Here is an 18301-nt window from a genome sequence, read left to right on the forward strand (position 1 = left end):
GTGGGGTGCCCCGCACGGGGTGGTGCTTACTTGCCGACGCTCGGGTAGAGCGGGTGCTTGTCCGCCAGGGCGGTGACCCTGGACTTCAGCGCCTCGACGTCGCAGGACGGCTTGAGCGCTTCCGCGATCACGTCCGCGACCTCGCGGAAGTCCTCGGCCGTGAAGCCGCGGGTGGCGAGGGCGGGCGTGCCGATCCGCAGACCGGACGTCACCATCGGCGGCCGCGGGTCGTTGGGGACCGCGTTGCGGTTGACGGTGATGCCCACCTCGTGGAGGCGGTCCTCGGCCTGCTGGCCGTCCAGCTCGGAGTCGCGCAGGTCGACCAGGACGAGGTGGACGTCGGTGCCGCCGCTGAGGACGTTGATCCCGGCCTCGCGGGCGTCCGGCGCGGTCAGCCGCTCGGCGAGGATCTGCGCGCCTTCCACTGTACGGCGCTGGCGCTCCTTGAACTCCTCCGAGGCGGCGATCTTGAAGGAGACCGCCTTGGCCGCGATCACGTGCTCCAGGGGGCCGCCCTGGAAGCCCGGGAAGACGGACGAGTTCAGCTTCTTGCCGAGGTCCTGCCGGGCGAGGATGATCCCGCCGCGCGGGCCGCCCAGCGTCTTGTGGGTGGTGGAGGTCACCACGTCGGCGTACTCCACCGGGTTCGGGTGGAGACCGGCCGCGACCAGGCCCGCGAAGTGCGCCATGTCGACCCACAGGTACGCCTCGACCTCGTCGGCGATCCGGCGGAACTCGGCGAAGTCCAGCTGCCGGGGGTAGGCCGACCAGCCGGCGATGATCACCTTCGGGCGGTGCTCCTTGGCGAGCCGCTCGACCTCGGCCATGTCGACCAGGCCGGCCTCGTCCACGTGGTAGGCGACCACGTTGAACTGCTTGCCGGAGAAGTTCAGCCGCATGCCGTGGGTGAGGTGGCCGCCGTGCGCCAGGTCCAGGCCGAGGATGGTGTCGCCCGGCTGGGCCATGGCGAACAGCGCGGCCTGGTTGGCGGAGGCGCCCGAGTGCGGCTGCACGTTGGCGTACTCGGCGCCGAACAGCTCCTTGACCCGCTCGATCGCGATCCGCTCGGTGACGTCGACGTGCTCGCAGCCGCCGTAGTAGCGGCGGCCCGGGTAGCCCTCGGCGTACTTGTTGGTCAGGACCGAGCCCTGCGCCTCCATGACCGCCAGCGGGGCGAAGTTCTCGGAGGCGATCATCTCGAGCGTGGACTGCTGGCGGCGCAGCTCGGCGTCGACCGCGGCGGCGACGTCCGGGTCCAGCTCGTGCAGGGGCGTGTTCAGGACAGTCATCGGTGCGGGCTCCTAGCCGGCGGTGTGGGCGGCGTACTCGTCGGCGGAGAGCAGGTCGGCCGGCTCCTCCGCGATCCGCACCTTGAACAGCCAGCCGCCCTCGAAGGGCGCGGAGTTCACCAGCGACGGGTCGTTGACGACGTCCTCGTTGATCTCGACGACCTCACCGGAGACCGGGGAGTACAGGTCGCTGACGGACTTGGTGGACTCCAGCTCGCCGCAGGTCTCGCCCGCGGCCACCTCGGAGCCCACGTCGGGGAGCTGGGCGTAGACGACATCGCCGAGCGCGTTGGCCGCGAACTCGGTGATGCCGACCGTCGCGACGCCGTCCTCGGCGGCCGACAGCCACTCGTGCTCCTTGCTGTAACGCAGCTGCTGGGGGTTGCTCATGGCCTGAATTCTCCTGTACGCGGGGGAGTGATGATGAATGGGGGACTGCCACAACCATGCGTGAGCAGCGGAAATGTGCGCGGTCTCACGTGACGGTCGCGCAGGGCGGGCGCACGCGGAGGCCGCGCGGTGACTACTTCCGGCGCTTGTAGAAGGGGAGCGCCACGACCTCGTACGGCTCGTGGGTGCCCCGGATGTCCACGCCGACGCCGGGCGTGCCGGGCGCCGCGTGCGCGGCGTCGACGTAGGCCATGGCGATCGGCTTGCCCAGGGTCGGGGACGGCGCCCCGGAGGTGACCTCGCCGATCACCTCGCCGCCGGCGACCACCGGGTACCCGGCGCGCGGGACGCGGCGGCCCTCGGCGACCAGCCCGACCAGGACGCGCGGCGGGTTCTGCGCGGCGCGCTCGGCGGCCTCGGCGAGCGCGGCCCGGCCCACGAAGTCGCCGTCCTTCTCGAACTTCACCACCCGGCCGAGCCCGGCGTCGAACGGGGTCAGCGAGGTGGACAGCTCGTGCCCGTACAGCGGCATGCCCGCCTCCAGGCGCAGCGTGTCGCGGCAGGACAGCCCGCACGGGACCAGGCCCACGCCCTCGCCCGCCTTGGTCAGCGCCTGCCACAGCTCGACCGCGTGCTCCGGCTTCACGAACAGCTCGAAGCCGTCCTCGCCGGTGTAGCCGGTGCGGGCGATCAGCGCGGGGACGCCGGCGACGGTGCCGGGCAGCCCGGCGTAGTACTTCAGGCCGTCCAGATCGGCGTCGGTGAGCGAGGCGAGGATCCCCGGGGACTGCGGCCCCTGCACCGCGATCAGCGCGTACGCGTCCCGGTCGTCGCGCACCTCGGCGTCGAAACCGGCGGCCCGCGCGGTCAGCGCGTCCAGCACCACCTGGGCGTTGGAGGCGTTGGCGACGACCATGTACTCGCTCTCCGCCAGGCGGTAGACGATCAGGTCGTCGAGGATGCCGCCGTCCTCCTGGCAGATCATGGTGTAGCGCGCGCGGCCCACGCCGACGGAGGCGATGTTGCCGACCAGCGCGTGGTTCAGCAGCTCGGCGGCGCCCGGGCCGGTGACCGTGATCTCGCCCATGTGCGAGAGGTCGAAGAGGCCGGCGCCTGTGCGCACGGCGTTGTGCTCGTCGCGCTCGGAGCCGTAGCGCAGCGGCATGTCCCAGCCGGCGAAGTCGGTCATCGTCGCGCCGAGCGACCGATGCAGGGCATCGAGCGCGGTGTGACGGAGTGCGGAACTGCTCATCGGTCGGTCGTCTCCCAGGGCATGAACGCGAGAACGGGCGAGGAAAGGTCCTCCCCATCTGTCATCGGAACCTGAGAGGTTCGCCATGACCCCCGCGGTGGGTAGTCACGGCTTGCACCTTGGGTGGGGCCGCTGCGCGAGCGGCCCGCTTTTCAGATGTGCCTCGCCCGCGCGGTAACGGGGCCTGAGAGATTCAAGGGAGGGACTTGCTCCTTCGGCGCCCCGGCGACACGGTGGCCGGGGACTCTCCCGCGCGGATTCAAGCGGCCGGTATGCAGTTGGCGCGCACATCATTGCACGCCGCGCCGGATCGCGGCAGGCCGCGATCTGTAACCGGGCTGTGGCGCTACGAGAACGAAAACACGAGGCAACGCGTATTACCTTCTCTTTACACTCAACGGGGATGGGAACTCGTGAACCGCCCCAGGGGAGGACGATCACGGTGAACAGGACCACGGCGTACGCGACCACCACCGGCATCGCGGCGCCCCGGCAGCCGGCCCTGCCGGCCGGGGAGGCGTCCGCACCGTTGCCGTCCCCCGTCGTCCGTGACCTCCGCGAGCGCGCCGGCCGCAGCCCGCACGCCCTGCTCTTCGGCCCCGAGGACCTCGCCGTCGTCACGGGCCTGCCGGGCAGCGGCAAGTCGACCCTGATGCGCCGCGCGGTGCGCGGCGCCCGGCGCGTCGACTCCCAGGACACCCGCGACCGCTGGGAACGCCGGATGCCCCGCTTCCTGCCGTACGCGGTCTACCGCCCCCTGGTGCGCCTCGCGCACTACGCGGGGCTGCGCCGCACCCTGCGCTCCGGCGGAGGCGTCGTCGTCCACGACTGCGGCACCCAGGCCTGGGTGCGCCGCTGGCTCGCCCGCGAGGCCCGCCGCCGCGGCGGCACCCTGCATCTGCTGCTCCTCGACGTCACCCCCGAGCAGGCCCTGGCCGGCCAGCGCGCCCGCGGCCGCGGCGTCTCGCGCTACGCGTTCCTGCGCCACCGCGCCGCCGCCACCCGCCTGCTGCGCGCCGCCGAGCGCGGCGACCTGCCCCGCGGCTGCGGCTCGGCGATCCTGCTGGACCGTGACGCGGCGGACGCCCTGCGGCGGATCGGGTTCACCGGGTGAGGACGGCGGCGGCACGGCGCCCGGGGGCTCGCCCGCCTCACGGGCGGCGCGCCGCGGGCACCCGCTAGCCTGAGCGGGCACACGCAGTGGTTCGACGCAGGCGGTAGGCAGATGGACTTCCCGGGGGACTTCTCCGCACACCCCCAGCCGCACGGCGGCTGGCCCGGCAACGAGCTGGAGGAGGTGCTGTCCGCGTCCCTCGGCGCGGGCCCCTCGGCCGCGGGGCGCATCCTCGAGGTGCTCGGCCGCAGCTTCGTCTGGGTGCCCCTGCCGAACGGCGGCGGACCGGACAGCGGCTCCCTCGACCTGCCCGGCATGGAGATCGACGGCCAGGCCTACGTCCCGGTGTTCAGCTCCGAGGAACAGCTCCGCCAGGCCGCCGGCGCCCACATGCCGTACACCATCGCGCCCGCCGTCGAGTTCGCCCGCGGTCTGCCCCCGCAGGCGGGCATCGCCCTCAATCCGGGCGGCGTCGTCGGTATCCCGCTGCCCCCGCCCGCCGTCGCGGAACTCTGCCGGACCGGCCGCACCCCCCTCGACGGCCCGGGCACCGGCGGCCGGGTCCGCCTCTTCGAACCGGACTGGCAGGACGACCCCGTCGACTTCCTCTCCGCCGCCTCCGCCGAGTTCGACGGCACCGGCGTCGTCCTGACGGCCCGCCGCTGCCTGGCCGCCGTCGAGACCGCCGACCCCGTCATGTTCGTCGGCGTCGAACTCTCCCACTGGGAGGGCGACGCCCGCGTCGCGCCCCTGGACGCCCTGGGCCGCGCCCTCGGCAAGGCGCCGGTCAAGTGGCCCGTCAACCTCGTCCTCCTGGACGTGGCGGAGGACCCGGTGGGCCACTGGATGCGCGAGAGGATACGGCCCTTCTACACGCGGGCCGGGTGAAGCGCCCCTGCGGGCGCGGGGCTGTGGCCGGTACCGGCTCCGGCGGGTGCGCGCGCCCAGGCGCGGGCGCACCCGCCGGACGGCGCAACCCCGGAGTCGGCAGGCAGCCTTAAGCTAGGGTCACGGCTCGAATCAGGGCGTTACGAAGGGGCGGTAAACAGTGAGCGCGAGCGGCACCGCCGCGGCAGGCCAGGTCGAGCACATGCTGCGCCAGGTCACTCCCGGCCGCTACGACGCCTACGAGGCCTTGCTGCGTGCCCTCGCGACCCCGTCCTCCGGTCAGGTCTGGATGCTGCTGTGGCACGGCCAGGCCGGCAGCCCCGACGCCCAGTACGGCGCCATGGAGGTCGACGGCCACGGCTACGCGCCCTGCGTCACCTCGGCCCAGGAGCTGTCCGCGAGCGGCTGGAACCGCAGCTACGAGGTGGTCGACGGCGTCGACGTGGCCCGCACCCTCTATCCCGAGCACCACGGCCTGTGGCTGAACCCGCACGCCCCGGGCGGCGGCGTCGGCATCCCGTGGCTGGACCTGCGCCGGATCGCCACGGGGCTGGACCGCCAGCCCGCCGGTCCGCTGCGGCTGGCCGAACCGACCATCGAGATCCCCGCGTTCTACGCCCTGCTCACCCAGAACGCCCACCGCACCCCGGCCGTCCGCTCGCTGCGCCGCGCCTGGGTGCAGCCCGCCCTCGGGGCGCCGTATCTCGCCATCGGACTCGATGTGTACGAGGCCTCCCCGGCGGCCGTGGACTCGGTACGCGCGATGATGCAGCAGTCCATCAGTGCCGTACCGGACGGCCTGCCCGTGTCGACGGTCGCGATGTCCGACGAGTACGACCCCGTCGCGATGTGGCTGCGTGCCCACGCCCGCCCGTTCTACGACCGCGAGGCGCACGCGGCCCCGGCGCAGTCCCCCGCGGCCGGCTACGGCTACCCGCCGGTCCCGCCGGCCACCGGGCGCTACTGATCCCGGCCGCCGCTGCTCCCGTCCGTCCGTATCCCGGTCAGATCCGCGGTGCGGCGGTCTCTGCGCGCGTAGACGTGGGGCGGAAGGATCCGCCCTGCCCTGATTGTCCCAACTCGCCCCTGTCCGGCCCGCGTTACGTCGCGTTCGGATAACGGAACCCGGCAGACAGCATCACGGTTACGCATCCATTCACCGTCAAGTCTGGCAACAGATCGCCAAAGCGTTGAAGACTCCCGCTCCAGGGGTGTTCGCCCGGGTGTTCGCCCCTGTGTACGACGGACTGATCACGCCGCTACAGCGGCAAGTGCGGGCCGGCTACCGCCGGTTGAGAGGGGTCCCTGCCAGATGACGGCACCATTGCACGAGCCGACCGCGGAAGCGGCTCCGAGTGCGGCCGAGGAAGCGGCGCTGGTCGGCGGCGACGCGAAGGCCGTTCAGGGGCGCTCCCTGGGCCGGATCGCCTGGGAGCGACTCAAGCGCGACAAGCTGGCCCTCGCGGGCGGCATCGTGGTGCTGTTCCTGATCCTGGTCGCCGTGCTCGCGCCGGTGATCACCAGCCTGGTCGGACAGGACCCCGAGGCCCACCACGAGGACCTCATCGACCCGCTGTTCGGCACGCCGGTGGGCTCCTTCGGCGGCATCAGCGGGGAGCACTGGCTGGGTGTCGAGCCGGTAAACGGCCGCGACATCTTCGCCCGGATCGTCTACGGCGCCCGGATCTCGCTGCTCGTCGGCTTCCTGTCGGCGATCGTCGCCGTCGTCCTCGGCACCGTCCTCGGCGTCCTCGCGGGCTTCTTCGGCGGCTGGGTCGACACGGTCATCAGCCGGGTCATGGACGGCCTGCTGGCCTTCCCCCAGCTGCTGTTCATCATCGCCCTGGTCTCCGTCATGCCGAGCGAGATGCTGGGACTGACCGGCACCGGCGTGCGCCTGTTCGTGATGATCCTGGTCATCGGCTTCTTCGGCTGGCCCTACATCGGACGCGTGGTGCGCGGCCAGACGCTCTCGCTGCGCGAACGCGAGTACGTCGAGGCGGCCCGCTCGCTGGGCGCCGGGCGGTTCTACATCCTGTTCAAGGAACTGCTGCCCAACCTGGTCGCGCCCATCATCGTGTACACGACGATGATGATCCCCACCAACATCCTCACCGAGGCGGCACTCAGCTTCCTGGGCGTCGGCGTCAAGCCGCCCACGCCCTCCTGGGGGCAGATGCTCTCGAGCGCGATCGACTACTACGACTCGGACCCCATGTACATGGTGATCCCGGGTGTGGCGATCTTCATCACCGTGCTGGCCTTCAACCTCTTCGGCGACGGCGTGCGCGACGCGCTGGACCCGAAGGGCTCCCGCTGAACTGCCGTACCGCAAGCGTCCCGTGGCGCAAGACACGGGGTCTCTCATCAAATCCGGAGGATCCGAGATCGTGACTACCCAACGCACCTCAGGGCGGCGCAAGCAGGCCATGGCCGCTGCCGCGGTGGTCGCCGCGCTGCTGACCACGGCGGCGTGCGGCGGCGGTGGCAAGGACAGCGACAACGGCTCGAAGAACGGCGCGGCCGGCTTCGACGCCGCCAACAACAAGGTGGCGCAGGCCAACCTCGTGAAGAAGGGCGGCACCCTGAAGTTCGCCGCCCCGCAGGACGCCGACTCGTGGGACACCACCCGCGGCTACTACGGCTTCATGTGGAACTTCGCGCGCTACTACAGCCGCCAGCTCGTCACGAACAAGACGGAGCCCGGCAAGGCCGGCACCGAGCTGACCCCGGACCTCGCCACCGGTCTCGCCAAGATCAGCGACGACGGCAAGACCTACACGTACACCCTGCGTGACGACATCACGTGGGAGGACGGCAAGCCGATCACGTCCAAGGACATCAAGTACGGCATCGAGCGCGTGTGGGCGCAGGACGTGCTGTCCGGCGGCCCGACGTACCTGAAGGAGGTGCTCGACCCCAAGGGCGAGTACCAGGGCCCGTACAAGGACAAGTCCGCGGACAAGCTCGGCCTGAAGGCCATCGAGACGCCGAACGACAAGACCATCGTCTTCAAGCTGCCTGCGGCCAACTCCGACTTCGAGGAGATGCTGGCCCTCATCTCGGCCTCCCCGGTCCGCCAGGACAAGGACACCAAGTCCAAGTACGGCCTGAAGCCGTTCTCCTCCGGCCCGTACAAGTTCGAGTCCTACAGCCCGGGCAAGGACCTGACGCTGGTCCGCAACACCGCCTGGAAGCAGTCCTCGGACCCGATCCGCAAGGCGTACCCGGACAAGATCACGGTCAAGTTCTTCTCGAACGCCAACGACCTGGACGCCCGTCTGATCGCCGGTGACTACGACCTGGACCTGGCGCAGACCAGCCTCTCCCCGCAGGGCCGTTCCACGGCCCTGAAGGAGCACAAGGACAACCTGGACAACCCGGTCTCCGGCTACATCCGTTACGCGGCCCTCGCGCAGAACGTGAAGCCGTTCGACAACATCCACTGCCGCAAGGCGGTGCTGTACGGCGCCGACCACGTCTCGCTGCAGACCGCGCGCGGCGGCCCCGTGGCCGGCGGTGACATCGGCACCAACATGCTGCCCCCGGGCATCCCGGGCGGCGAGGGCCAGAAGTACGACCCGTACGGCATGGCCGGTGCGAACAAGGGCGGCAACGTCGCCAAGGCCAAGGAAGAGCTGAAGGCCTGCGGCAAGCCGAACGGCTTCAAGACCAAGATCGCGGTCCGCAACAACAAGCCCGCCGAGGTCGCGACCGCCGAGTCGCTCCAGGCGTCGCTGAAGAAGGTCGGCATCGACGTCGACATCGACCAGTACGACGGTGCGCAGAACTCCAGCGTGGTCGGCAGCCCCTCGAACGTGAAGAAGAAGGGCTACGGCATCATCATCATGGGCTGGGGTGCCGACTTCCCGTCCGTCCAGGGCTACGGCCTGCCGCTGTGGCACAGCAAGTACATCCTGGAGAGCGCCAACAACAACTACGCGCTCATCAACGACAAGACGATCGACGGCCTCTTCGCCGACTACACGAAGACGCTGGACGACGCCGAGAAGACCCGTATCGCCACGGAGATCAACCACAAGGTGATGGAGGGCGCGTACTACCTGCCCTTCGTCTTCGAGCGGTTCCTCAACTGGCGCTCGGACCGGCTGGCGAACGTCTACACCACTGACGCGTACAGCGGTATGTACGACTTCGTCAACCTCGGCCTGAAGAACACGAAGTAACCGGCACACCCGCCGTACGGCACGAAAGGCAGGTGAAGGCCGGCGCGGCGTGACCGCGGGCCCCGGAAGACCTCCGGCGGCCCGCGGTCCGCGGCGGGCCGTTAGCTGTGCTCGCTTACCTCATCAGGCGGTTGTTCGCCGCCGTAGTGATGCTCGTGGTCATCGTCGTGGTGGTCTTCAGCATCTTCTTCCTCATCCCCAAGTGGGCGGGCGTCGACGTCGCCCTGAGCTTCGTGGGCAAGCAGGCCGACCCCGCCGCCGTAGAGGGCGTGCGGCAGAAGCTGGGCCTCGGCGAGCCGATCTACGCGCAGGTCTGGGAGTTCTTCAAGGGCATCTTCGTCGGCCGGACCTACTCCGGCGGCGGTGACGTCACCGAGTGCGCCGCGCCGTGCTTCGGCTACTCCTTCCGCAGCGAACAGGCCATCTGGCCGGTGCTGACCGACCGCTTCCCGGTGACCCTGGGGCTGGCGCTCGGCGCGGCCGTGCTGTGGCTGCTCTTCGGCCTCGCCGCGGGTGTGCTCTCCGCTCTCAAGCGGGGCAGCCTCTGGGACCGCGGCGCGATGATCGTGGCCCTGGCGGGTGTCTCCCTGCCCATCTACTTCACCGGTCTGCTCAGCCTCGCGATCTTCTCCTACGGTCTCGGCTGGATCAACGGTGAGTACGTGCCCCTGGAGGACGGCCTCAGCGGCTGGCTGGACGGCATGATCCTGCCCTGGATCACCCTGGCCTTCCTCTACGCGGCGATGTACGCCCGCATCACCCGCGCGACCATGCTGGAGATCCTCGGCGAGGACTACATCCGCACCGCCCGCGCCAAGGGCCTGCGGGAGCCGGTCGTCATCCGCAAGCACGCCATGCGCTCCACGATGACGCCCATCCTCACCATGCTCGGCATGGACCTCGGTGCCCTCATCGGCGGGGCGATCCTGACCGAGACCACGTTCTCCCTGCCCGGCCTCGGCCAGGCCGTGCTGAACGCGATCAAGAACCAGGACCTGCCCATCATCCTGGGCGTCACCCTGATCACTTCTCTCGCGGTGCTCATCGCCAACCTCGTGGTGGACGTCCTGTACGCCGTGATCGACCCCCGAGTGAGGCTCTCATGACCGAACTCAGCAAGACCGGCGCGGCCGTGGGCGAGCCCGCCCCCGCCGCCGGCGCCGCGACCACCGCCTTCCTGGAAGTGCGCGACCTGAAGGTGCACTTCCCGACCGACGACGGTCTGGTGAAGTCCGTCGACGGGCTCAGCTTCCAGCTGGAGAAGGGCAAGACCCTCGGCATCGTGGGCGAGTCCGGATCCGGCAAGTCGGTGACCTCGCTCGGCATCATGGGCCTGCACACGGCCGGCAACTACGGCAAGCGCAAGCCGCAGATCTCCGGCGAGATCTGGCTGAACGGCACCGAGCTGCTGACGGCCGACCCGGACCAGGTGCGCCGCATGCGCGGCCGCGAGATGGCGATGATCTTCCAGGACCCGCTGTCCGCGCTGCACCCGTACTACACGATCGGCCAGCAGATCGTGGAGGCGTACCGGATCCACCACGACGTCGACAAGAAGACCGCCAAGCGCCGTGCGGTCGAGATGCTCGACCGGGTCGGCATCCCGCAGCCCGACAAGCGCGTCGACAACTACCCGCACGAGTTCTCCGGCGGTATGCGCCAGCGCGCGATGATCGCGATGTCGCTGGTCAACAACCCCGAGCTGCTCATCGCGGACGAGCCGACCACCGCCCTGGACGTCACCGTCCAGGCGCAGATCCTGGACCTGATCCGGGATCTGCAGAAGGAGTTCGGCTCGGCCGTCATCATCATCACCCACGACCTGGGCGTCGTCGCCGAGCTGGCCGACGACCTCCTGGTGATGTACGGCGGCCGGTGCGTCGAGCGCGGGCCCGCGGAGAAGGTGTTCTACGAGCCCCGTCACCCCTACACCTGGGGTCTGCTCGGCTCGATGCCGCGTCTCGACCGCGACCAGCAGGAGCGGCTGATCCCGGTCAAGGGCTCCCCGCCCTCGCTGATCAACGTCCCGTCGGGCTGCGCCTTCAACCCGCGCTGCCCGTACGCGGACCTGCCGAAGGACAACGTCACCCGCACGGTCCGCCCGGAGCTGACCGAGGTCGGCAGCCGGCACTGGGCCGCCTGCCACATGTCGCAGGAGCAGCGGGAGCGTATCTGGACCGAAGAGATTGCGCCGAAGCTGTGAGTGACGAGAAAGCGGTGACGATTCCCGCGCAGAGCGAGGGCACCCGTGCCGAGCGTGAGGTGCTGCTGAAGGTCACCGGCCTGCAGAAGCACTTCCCGATCAAGAAGGGGCTGCTCAAGCGGCAGGTCGGCGCGGTCCACGCGGTCGACGGCATCGACTTCGAGGTCCGGGCCGGCGAGACGCTGGGCGTGGTCGGCGAGTCCGGCTGCGGCAAGTCGACGATGGGCCGGCTGATCACCCGGCTGCTCGAGCCGACCGGCGGCACGGTCGAGTTCGAGGGCAAGGACATCACGCACCTCGGGGTGGCGGGCATGCGTCCGCTGCGCCGCGATGTGCAGATGATCTTCCAGGACCCGTACTCGTCGCTGAACCCGCGCCACACCATCGGCACCATCATCGGCGCCCCCTTCAAGCTCCAGGGCGTCGAGCCCGAGGGCGGCGTCAAGAAGGAAGTGCAGCGGCTGCTGTCGGTGGTCGGGCTCAACCCCGAGCACTACAACCGCTACCCGCACGAGTTCTCCGGCGGTCAGCGCCAGCGCATCGGCATCGCCCGCGCGCTCGCGCTGAACCCGAAGCTGGTCGTGGCCGACGAGCCGGTGTCCGCGCTGGACGTGTCGATCCAGGCGCAGGTGGTGAACCTGCTGGACGACCTCCAGCAGGAGCTGGGCCTGACGTACGTGATCATCGCGCACGACCTGTCGGTGGTCCGGCACGTCTCGGACCGCATCGCGGTGATGTACCTCGGCAAGATCGTGGAGCTGGCCGACCGCGACCTGCTCTACAAGACGCCGATGCACCCGTACACCAAGGCGCTGATGTCGGCGGTGCCGATCCCGGACCCCGCCCGCAAGTCCGCCAAGAGCGAGCGGATCCTGCTCAAGGGCGACGTGCCCTCGCCGATCTCCCCGCCGTCCGGCTGCCGGTTCCACACCCGGTGCTGGAAGGCGACGGAGATCTGCAAGAAGACCGAGCCGCCGCTGGTGGAGCTGCGCCCCGGTCAGCGGGTCGCCTGCCACCACCCGGAGAACTTCGAGGACCAGCAGCCGCAGGACACCGTGCTGCTGACCGCCGCGAAGGAGGCGGCCGAGCTGGTCTCCGACAAGGTGCTCGCCGAGTCGGCGGAGACGTCGGCGGCGGTGGCCGCCGAGCTGTCGGGCGACGCCGAGCGCCCCGCCGAGGCGGAGTCGGGGGCCGCGGCGGAGCCCAAGGCCGGGGCCGACGAGGCGACGGCCGGTGTGACGGAGACCGAGGCCGCGGAGAGCGGCGCCACCGAGGCCGCCGCACCCGCGCCGCGACCGTCGGACACCGAGGCCACCTCACCGAAGTCGGTGACCAAGGACAAGTAACACCGCACCACCGACGGACCCCCGCCTTCATTCGGAAGGCGGGGGTCCGTCGTCAGGTGAGAATGGCAGGGTGCTCCAGCAACTGTTCACCCCGTCCGTCCAGCACACCCTGGACCTGATCGGCATCTTCGTCTTCGCGATCTCCGGTGCGCTGCTGGCCGTCCGCAAGAACTTCGACGTCTTCGGCATCGCCGTGCTCGCCGAGGTCACCGCGCTGGGCGGCGGGCTCTTCCGTGACCTGATCATCGGCGCCGTACCGCCGGCCGCCTTCACGGACCTGGGGTACTTCCTGACCCCGCTGCTCGCCGCGCTGCTCGTGTTCTTCCTCCATCCGCACGTGGAGCGCATCCAGACCGGGGTGAACGTCTTCGACGCCGCCGGGCTCGGTCTGTTCTGCGTCTCCGGGACGACGAAGGCGTACGAGTACGGCCTGGGTCTGACCGCCTCGGCGGCCCTCGGCCTGGCCACCGCGGTCGGCGGCGGTGTGCTGCGCGACGTCCTCGCCAACGAGGTGCCCTCGCTGCTGCGCTGGGACCGCGACCTGTACGCGGTGCCCGCGATGGTGGGTGCCACGATGGTGGTGCTGTGCATCCGGTTCGACGCGCTGACCACGGTCACCTCGGGGATCGCCGTGGTCACTGCGTTCGTGCTGCGGCTGCTGGCGATGCGCTTCCACTGGCGGGCGCCGCGGGCCTGGAACCGGCGGTCGACGGTCCGGGAAGAGGAGCCAGCAAAAGCTACCGCTTAGTAATTTTCTGTTGTACCGTACCGCCATGGCTCAGGCATCCCAGGCGACGATCGGCGACAGCGAGTTCGACCGCGACACGGCCGTCACGCGCCGCGCGGACGGCGTGTACGACATCGACCTCTCCGCCGGCTGGACCATCATCAACGCCGTCAACGGCGGCTATCTCCTCGCCGTCCTCGGCCGCGCCCTGGCCGACCACCTGCCGCACCCCGACCCCTTCACCGTCTCCGCGCACTACCTGACCGCCTCCCAGCCGGGCCCCGCGGTCGTGCGCACACAGACGGTCCGCACCGGCCGCACCCTCTCCACCGGCCAGGCCTCCCTCTTCCAGCACGACGAGCGGGGCAACGAGGTCGAGCGGATCCGTGTCCTCGCCTCCTACGGCGACCTGGACACCCTCCCCGACGACGTCCGCACGACGGCGGAGCCGCCCGCGATCCCGTCGATCGATCAGTGCTTCGGCCCCGACGACGCCCCGGCCCCGGTGCCCGGCAGCTCCGCCATCGCCGACCGGCTGATGCTCAAGCTGGACCCCGCCACCCTCGGCTGGGCGCTCGGCGCACCCTCCGGAAAGGGCGAGATGCGGGCCTGGTTCGGCCTCAAGGACGGCCGTGACGCCGACCCCTTCTCGCTGCTGCTCGCGGTGGACGCGCTGCCGCCCACCGCCTTCGAACTCGGCCTGTCCGGCTGGGTGCCCACGGTCGAACTCACCGTCCACGTCCGCTGCCGCCCGGCTCCCGGCCCGCTGCGCGTCGCCATCACCACCCGCAACCTCGCGGGCGGCTTCCTGGAGGAGGACGCGGAGGTCTGGGACAGCGACGACCGCCTGGTCGCCCAGTCCCGCCAGCTGGCGAGGGCCCGGCTCCAGAGCTCCGGGGCCCCGAAGGGCACCTGAGGGGTTCTCAGCGGCGCGGGGAGCCGCGCGACCGGCCACGCGCGACCCGCGCCCGCCGACGGCCGAACACGGCACCCCGGCAGGTGCACCGGACCCACCCGCATAGCCTGACGCCGTGAAGTCCGACCGCCTCCTGTCGATCCTGCTGCTCCTGCAGACCCGCGGCCGCGTGACGGCGGGCGAACTCGCCGAGCGGCTGGAAGTCTCCGTCCGCACGATCTACCGCGACATCGAGGCACTGTCCGCCGCCGGCGTCCCGGTCTACGCCGAACGCGGCCGGCACGGCGGCATCGAACTCCTCGCGGGCTTCCGCACCGACGTCACCGGACTGACCTCCGACGAGTCCCGGGCGCTGTTCGTCCTGGCCGCGCAGGGCGCCCACGCGGCCCTCGGGCTGGACGCCGCGCTCGCCTCCGCCCTGCGCAAGGTCATGGCGGCGCTCCCCGCCCCGCACCGCCCGGCCGCCGACGTCACCTCCCGGCGCATCCTCGTCGACGCCACCCGCTGGCTGGGCGGCCCGCAGCCGGACGCCGACCTGGACGCGCTGCGGGACGCGGTCTTCGCCGACCGCCGGCTGCTGCTGCGCTACCGGCACGGCGGCACCGGCGAGGCGCGCACCTACACCGTCGACCCGTACGGCCTGGTGGCCAAGGCGGGCGTCTGGTACCTGGTCGCCGACCGGCGGGCGAAGCCGCGGCTGTTCCGCGCCGACCGGGTGCGGTCCGCGCGACTCCTCGACGCCCCCGTGCGGCGCCGCCCCGGCGTGGAACTCGCCGACGTGTGGGCGGAACTGCGCCGCCGGGTGGAGGAGCGCCCCGGCGGGCTCGACGTCACCGCCCGGGTCCGGCGGGACCGCCTCGGCCTCTTCGTGCGCATCACCGCGCCCTGGCTGACCGAGCGCCCCGACGACTCCGGCGACGGGGAGTGGGTCACCGTGCGGCTGTCGTACGGCGTCCTGGGCGAAGCCCGCGGGCTGCTGCAGTTCGGCGACCAGGTGGAGGTCGTCTCCCCGCCGGAGGTCCGCGCCGAGCTGGCGAGGGCGGCCGCGTCCGTCACCCGGCTGTACGCGGGGGAGGGATGACCGTCAGGTGGTCCCGTCCCGCCAGTGGCTGCGGCCGATGCCGATCAGCCGGAGCTGGCGGGTGGCGAGCCGCTCGACGCGTCGGCGCTCCTCCTCGGGGGCCTCCAGGGTCTCCAGGAAGAGGGAGGCGGTGCTCAGCATCTGGTCGACGTAGAGACCGGCGAGCATCAGCAGGTCGTCGTCGCTCCAGCCCGCGGACTCAGGGTCCTTGGCCAGCTCGGTCCGCACCTCCTCGGTGAACCGGGCCAGTTGCTCCCGGATGGCCTCGCGCACCGGCTGGACTCCGCCATGTCGTTCCCGCGCGATGAACCGGACGTGTGCGGGGTACGCGTCCACATGACGGGCGATCAGTTCGACGGCGCGCTTGATGCGTTCGTCGTGGTCGTCCACCGCGGACACCGTCGTCCGGATCATCGGGTGCAGGCTGCCCAGCGCCTCCTCGACCAGGGCCACACCGAGATCCGCCGTGGAGCGGAAGTGCCGGTAGAAGGCGGTCGGGGCGACACCGACGGCGCGGGTGACCTCACGCAGGCCGAGGCTGCTCAGGCTCTGCTCCTCCAGCAGCCGCAACGCGGCGTCGAGGAGCGCCTGGCGGGTCTTCTGTTTCTGGGCCTGCCGGATACCGAGGGTGTGACTCATGCCATGCAGTTAACAACTGTTCTCCGTAAGGGGGAAGTCGTCAGACGCGCTAGACTGGGTAGTCAGTGAACAACTGTAACCACAATCGTTCACCGAGAGAGGGGGGAACCCTCCATGCTCTTCCTCGTCGCCGCTCTGCTGCTGCTGGGCGTGGTCCTGGGCACCGTCGCCCACGCGCCGCTCACCTTCTCCGTCGCGGCCGGCGTGGTCATCGCCGTCTGGCTCGCCGTCTTCGCCGCCCGCGAGCGGCACGCCCGCCGCCGTCACACACCGTCCCACTGACGACACCCACGCATGACCGGGAGCTGACCGACATGCATCTCACCGCACCGGCCACCCGCCGCACCGGCATCCGCGACACCGACGGCATGGCCGTCGCGTCCTTCGTCCTCGGGCTGATCGGACTGCTCGTCTTCAACGTCTTCCTGGGGCCCGTCGCCATCACCCTGGCGAGCATCGCCCTGTGGCGGGGCACGCACCGCCGCGGCCGCGCCCTCCTGGGCCTGGGCCTGGGCGTCGCCGACCTGGTGGTGCTGCTCGCGTTCGTGCAGGCCGACGACACCGTCTCCTGGAGCTTCTAGGCGGGCCGACGACACCGTCTCCTGGAGCTTCCAGGGGGTGTCTCGCCGACCGGGCGCCGAGGCCCGGGGTGCGGCGCGCCGTAGAATCGGCGTCACCATGGCATACCTCGACCACGCCGCGACCACCCCCATGCTCCCGGAGGCGGCAGAGGCACTGACCGCCCACCTGGGCGTCACGGGCAACGCCTCCTCCCTGCACGCGTCCGGCCGGCGGGCCCGCCGCACCGTCGAGGAAGCCCGGGAGACCCTCGCCGAGGCCCTGGGCGCCCGCCCCAGCGAGGTGGTCTTCACCTCCGGCGGCACCGAGGCCGACAACCTCGCCGTCAAGGGCCTGTACTGGGCCCGGCGCGACGCCGACCCCGCCCGTACCCGGGTCCTCGCCAGCCCCGTAGAGCACCACGCGGTGCTCGACGCGGTCCACTGGCTCGGTGAGCACGAGGGCGCCACCGTCGAGTACCTCCCGGTCGACGCCCACGGCCGGGTCCACCCGGACGCGCTGCGCGAGGCCATCGCCCGCGACCCCGGCTCCGTCGCCCTCGCCACCGTCATGTGGGCGAACAACGAGATCGGCACCGTCATGCCGGTGCGCGAACTCGCCGACACGGCCGCCGAGTTCGATGTCCCGCTGCATGCCGACGCGGTCCAGGCGGTCGGCCAGCTGCCGGTCGACTTCGGCGCCTCCCGCCTCGCCGCGATGACCGTCTCCGGCCACAAGATCGGCGGCCCCTACGGCATCGGCGCCCTGCTGCTCGGCCGGGAGTACGCCCCCGTCCCCGTGCTGCACGGCGGTGGCCAGGAGCGGCACGTGCGCTCCGGCACCCTCGACGTCCCCGCGGTCGCCTCCTTCGCGGTCGCCGGACGGCACGCCGCCGAGCACCGCGAGCGCTTCGCCCGGGAGATCGGTGCCCTGCGCGACGACCTGGTCGCGGCGGTCCGTGCGGCCGTCCCCGACGCGATCCTCGGCGGCGACCCGGTCGACCGGCTCCCCGCCAACGCCCACTTCACCTTCCCCGGCTGTGAGGGCGACTCCCTGCTGCTCCTCCTGGACGCCCAGGGCATCGAGTGCTCGACCGGCTCCGCCTGCACCGCGGGTGTCGCCCAGCCCAGCCACGTGCTGCTCGCCACCGGCACCGATCCGGACCTGGCACGCGGCACCCTGCGCTTCTCCCTCGGCCACACGTCCACGGCCGCCGATGTGGAGGCGGTCGCCAAGGCCATAGGGCCGGCGGTGGAGCGGGCCCGGGCGGCGGGACTCACCTAGATTCCCGCAGGGCCGGGCAACGAAAGCCGGGCAACGAAAAGGGACCTACGAGACGGGTTCCCTTCGCCGGTATTGCCCGGATCAGGTGGCTGGGGGTCGCCGTCCGGTCTTCCCGACCTTCCGGCCTCTCAGCCCGACCGTCGACGTCGGCAATGGCGGATGCCTGAGCGTCTCGCCACAGTCGGCAACTCCGGTCGAACTCCCTCACTCATCCCGTAGGCCTACCAACAGGATAAGACGGGCAAAGGGGAATGCAACCGGCAAATCGGAATTTCTTCCGGATTTCCAGGCCCTCAGGCCTCCGACGCCGTACGCGCCTGCCGCACCAGCTTCAGATACCGCTCCCAGTCCCAGTGCGGCCCCGGATCCGTGTGGTCCGTCCCCGGCACCTCCACATGGCCGATGATGTGCTCCCGGTCGACCGGGA

Annotated in this window: 18 protein-coding genes, 1 pseudogene and 2 riboswitches; of the genes and pseudogenes, 14 read left to right on the plus strand and 5 right to left on the minus strand. The window is 71.1% G+C overall.

Features of this window, described 5'->3' with window-relative positions:
• Positions 1-26 precede the first annotated feature (26 nt).
• From glyA to gcvT, 3 genes are all read right to left on the minus strand, one after another.
• The gene (glyA, locus tag CCN42_RS12815; RefSeq protein WP_086168272.1) at positions 27-1289 is read right to left on the minus strand and encodes a serine hydroxymethyltransferase; all 1263 of its coding nucleotides are present in this window, start codon (positions 1287-1289) and stop codon (positions 27-29) included.
• Between the two features lie 12 nt (positions 1290-1301).
• A complete protein-coding gene (gene gcvH / locus CCN42_RS12820; protein WP_043504261.1) occupies positions 1302-1679 on the minus strand; it encodes a glycine cleavage system protein GcvH in 378 nt (125 codons plus the stop codon).
• Between the two features lie 133 nt (positions 1680-1812).
• Positions 1813-2931: a glycine cleavage system aminomethyltransferase GcvT gene (gcvT, locus tag CCN42_RS12825; protein WP_086735489.1), complete on the minus strand. Its 1119-nt coding sequence runs from the start codon at positions 2929-2931 to the stop codon at positions 1813-1815.
• Between the two features lie 48 nt (positions 2932-2979).
• Positions 2980-3093: riboswitch (glycine riboswitch) on the minus strand.
• Positions 3094-3193: riboswitch (glycine riboswitch) on the minus strand. It lies immediately after the preceding riboswitch.
• Between the two features lie 180 nt (positions 3194-3373).
• Between gcvT and CCN42_RS12830 the strand changes: the two genes are divergently transcribed.
• From CCN42_RS12830 to CCN42_RS12880, 11 genes are all read left to right on the plus strand, one after another.
• Positions 3374-4045: an AAA family ATPase gene (locus CCN42_RS12830; protein WP_086735491.1), complete on the plus strand. Its 672-nt coding sequence runs from the start codon at positions 3374-3376 to the stop codon at positions 4043-4045.
• Positions 4046-4156: 111 nt separating this feature from the next.
• Positions 4157-4933, plus strand: coding sequence for an enhanced serine sensitivity protein SseB (locus CCN42_RS12835; protein ID WP_086735492.1), 777 nt, complete (start codon positions 4157-4159; stop codon positions 4931-4933).
• Positions 4934-5093: 160 nt separating this feature from the next.
• The gene (locus CCN42_RS12840) at positions 5094-5900 is read left to right on the plus strand and encodes an enhanced serine sensitivity protein SseB C-terminal domain-containing protein (RefSeq protein WP_086168268.1); all 807 of its coding nucleotides are present in this window, start codon (positions 5094-5096) and stop codon (positions 5898-5900) included.
• A gap of 345 nt (positions 5901-6245) precedes the next feature.
• On the plus strand, positions 6246-7253 hold the full coding sequence (locus CCN42_RS12845) for an ABC transporter permease (RefSeq protein ID WP_086168267.1): 1008 nt from the start codon (positions 6246-6248) through the stop codon (positions 7251-7253).
• 70 nt (positions 7254-7323) lie between these two features.
• Positions 7324-9120, plus strand: a complete 1797-nt coding sequence (locus tag CCN42_RS12850) for an ABC transporter substrate-binding protein (RefSeq protein ID WP_086735494.1) — start codon at positions 7324-7326, stop codon at positions 9118-9120.
• 107 nt (positions 9121-9227) lie between these two features.
• Positions 9228-10226 (plus strand): ABC transporter permease, encoded by a 999-nt coding sequence (locus CCN42_RS12855; protein ID WP_086735496.1) that lies wholly within the window; start codon positions 9228-9230, stop codon positions 10224-10226.
• Positions 10223-11323 carry an ABC transporter ATP-binding protein gene (locus CCN42_RS12860; RefSeq protein WP_086735498.1) on the plus strand — a complete coding sequence of 367 codons (1101 nt, stop codon included), beginning with the start codon at positions 10223-10225 and terminating at the stop codon, positions 11321-11323. Before CCN42_RS12855 ends, CCN42_RS12860 begins: the two co-directional genes overlap by 4 nt.
• Entirely contained in the window at positions 11320-12669 is a 1350-nt protein-coding gene (locus tag CCN42_RS12865) for an ABC transporter ATP-binding protein (protein WP_245877257.1), read from the plus strand. Before CCN42_RS12860 ends, CCN42_RS12865 begins: the two co-directional genes overlap by 4 nt.
• 70 nt (positions 12670-12739) lie before the next feature.
• A complete protein-coding gene (locus CCN42_RS12870; protein ID WP_086168263.1) occupies positions 12740-13417 on the plus strand; it encodes a trimeric intracellular cation channel family protein in 678 nt (225 codons plus the stop codon).
• 25 nt (positions 13418-13442) lie between these two features.
• The gene (locus tag CCN42_RS12875; protein WP_086735505.1) at positions 13443-14312 is read left to right on the plus strand and encodes a thioesterase family protein; all 870 of its coding nucleotides are present in this window, start codon (positions 13443-13445) and stop codon (positions 14310-14312) included.
• A gap of 115 nt (positions 14313-14427) precedes the next feature.
• Positions 14428-15393, plus strand: coding sequence for a helix-turn-helix transcriptional regulator (locus CCN42_RS12880; RefSeq protein WP_086735499.1), 966 nt, complete (start codon positions 14428-14430; stop codon positions 15391-15393).
• 3 nt (positions 15394-15396) lie between these two features.
• Here CCN42_RS12880 and CCN42_RS12885 read toward each other — a convergent pair whose 3' ends face one another.
• On the minus strand, positions 15397-16032 hold the full coding sequence (locus tag CCN42_RS12885) for a TetR family transcriptional regulator (protein ID WP_086735501.1): 636 nt from the start codon (positions 16030-16032) through the stop codon (positions 15397-15399).
• 114 nt (positions 16033-16146) lie between these two features.
• Here CCN42_RS12885 and CCN42_RS12890 point away from each other — a divergent pair, with 114 nt between their 5' ends.
• From CCN42_RS12890 to CCN42_RS12900, 3 genes are all read left to right on the plus strand, one after another.
• On the plus strand, positions 16147-16314 hold the full coding sequence (locus CCN42_RS12890; protein ID WP_086168260.1) for a hypothetical protein: 168 nt from the start codon (positions 16147-16149) through the stop codon (positions 16312-16314).
• 32 nt (positions 16315-16346) lie between these two features.
• Positions 16347-16613, plus strand: coding sequence for a DUF4190 domain-containing protein (locus CCN42_RS12895; protein ID WP_086168259.1), 267 nt, complete (start codon positions 16347-16349; stop codon positions 16611-16613).
• Positions 16614-16710: 97 nt separating this feature from the next.
• A complete protein-coding gene (locus CCN42_RS12900; protein WP_086735503.1) occupies positions 16711-17874 on the plus strand; it encodes a cysteine desulfurase family protein in 1164 nt (387 codons plus the stop codon).
• A gap of 293 nt (positions 17875-18167) precedes the next feature.
• On the opposite strand, the pseudogene CCN42_RS44380 reads toward CCN42_RS12900, so the two are convergent.
• Positions 18168-18301: pseudogene (locus CCN42_RS44380) on the minus strand (N-acetylmuramoyl-L-alanine amidase); the annotation flags it as partial.

Source organism: Streptomyces glaucescens (genome assembly GCF_002154375.1).
Lineage (GTDB): Bacteria > Actinomycetota > Actinomycetes > Streptomycetales > Streptomycetaceae > Streptomyces > Streptomyces glaucescens.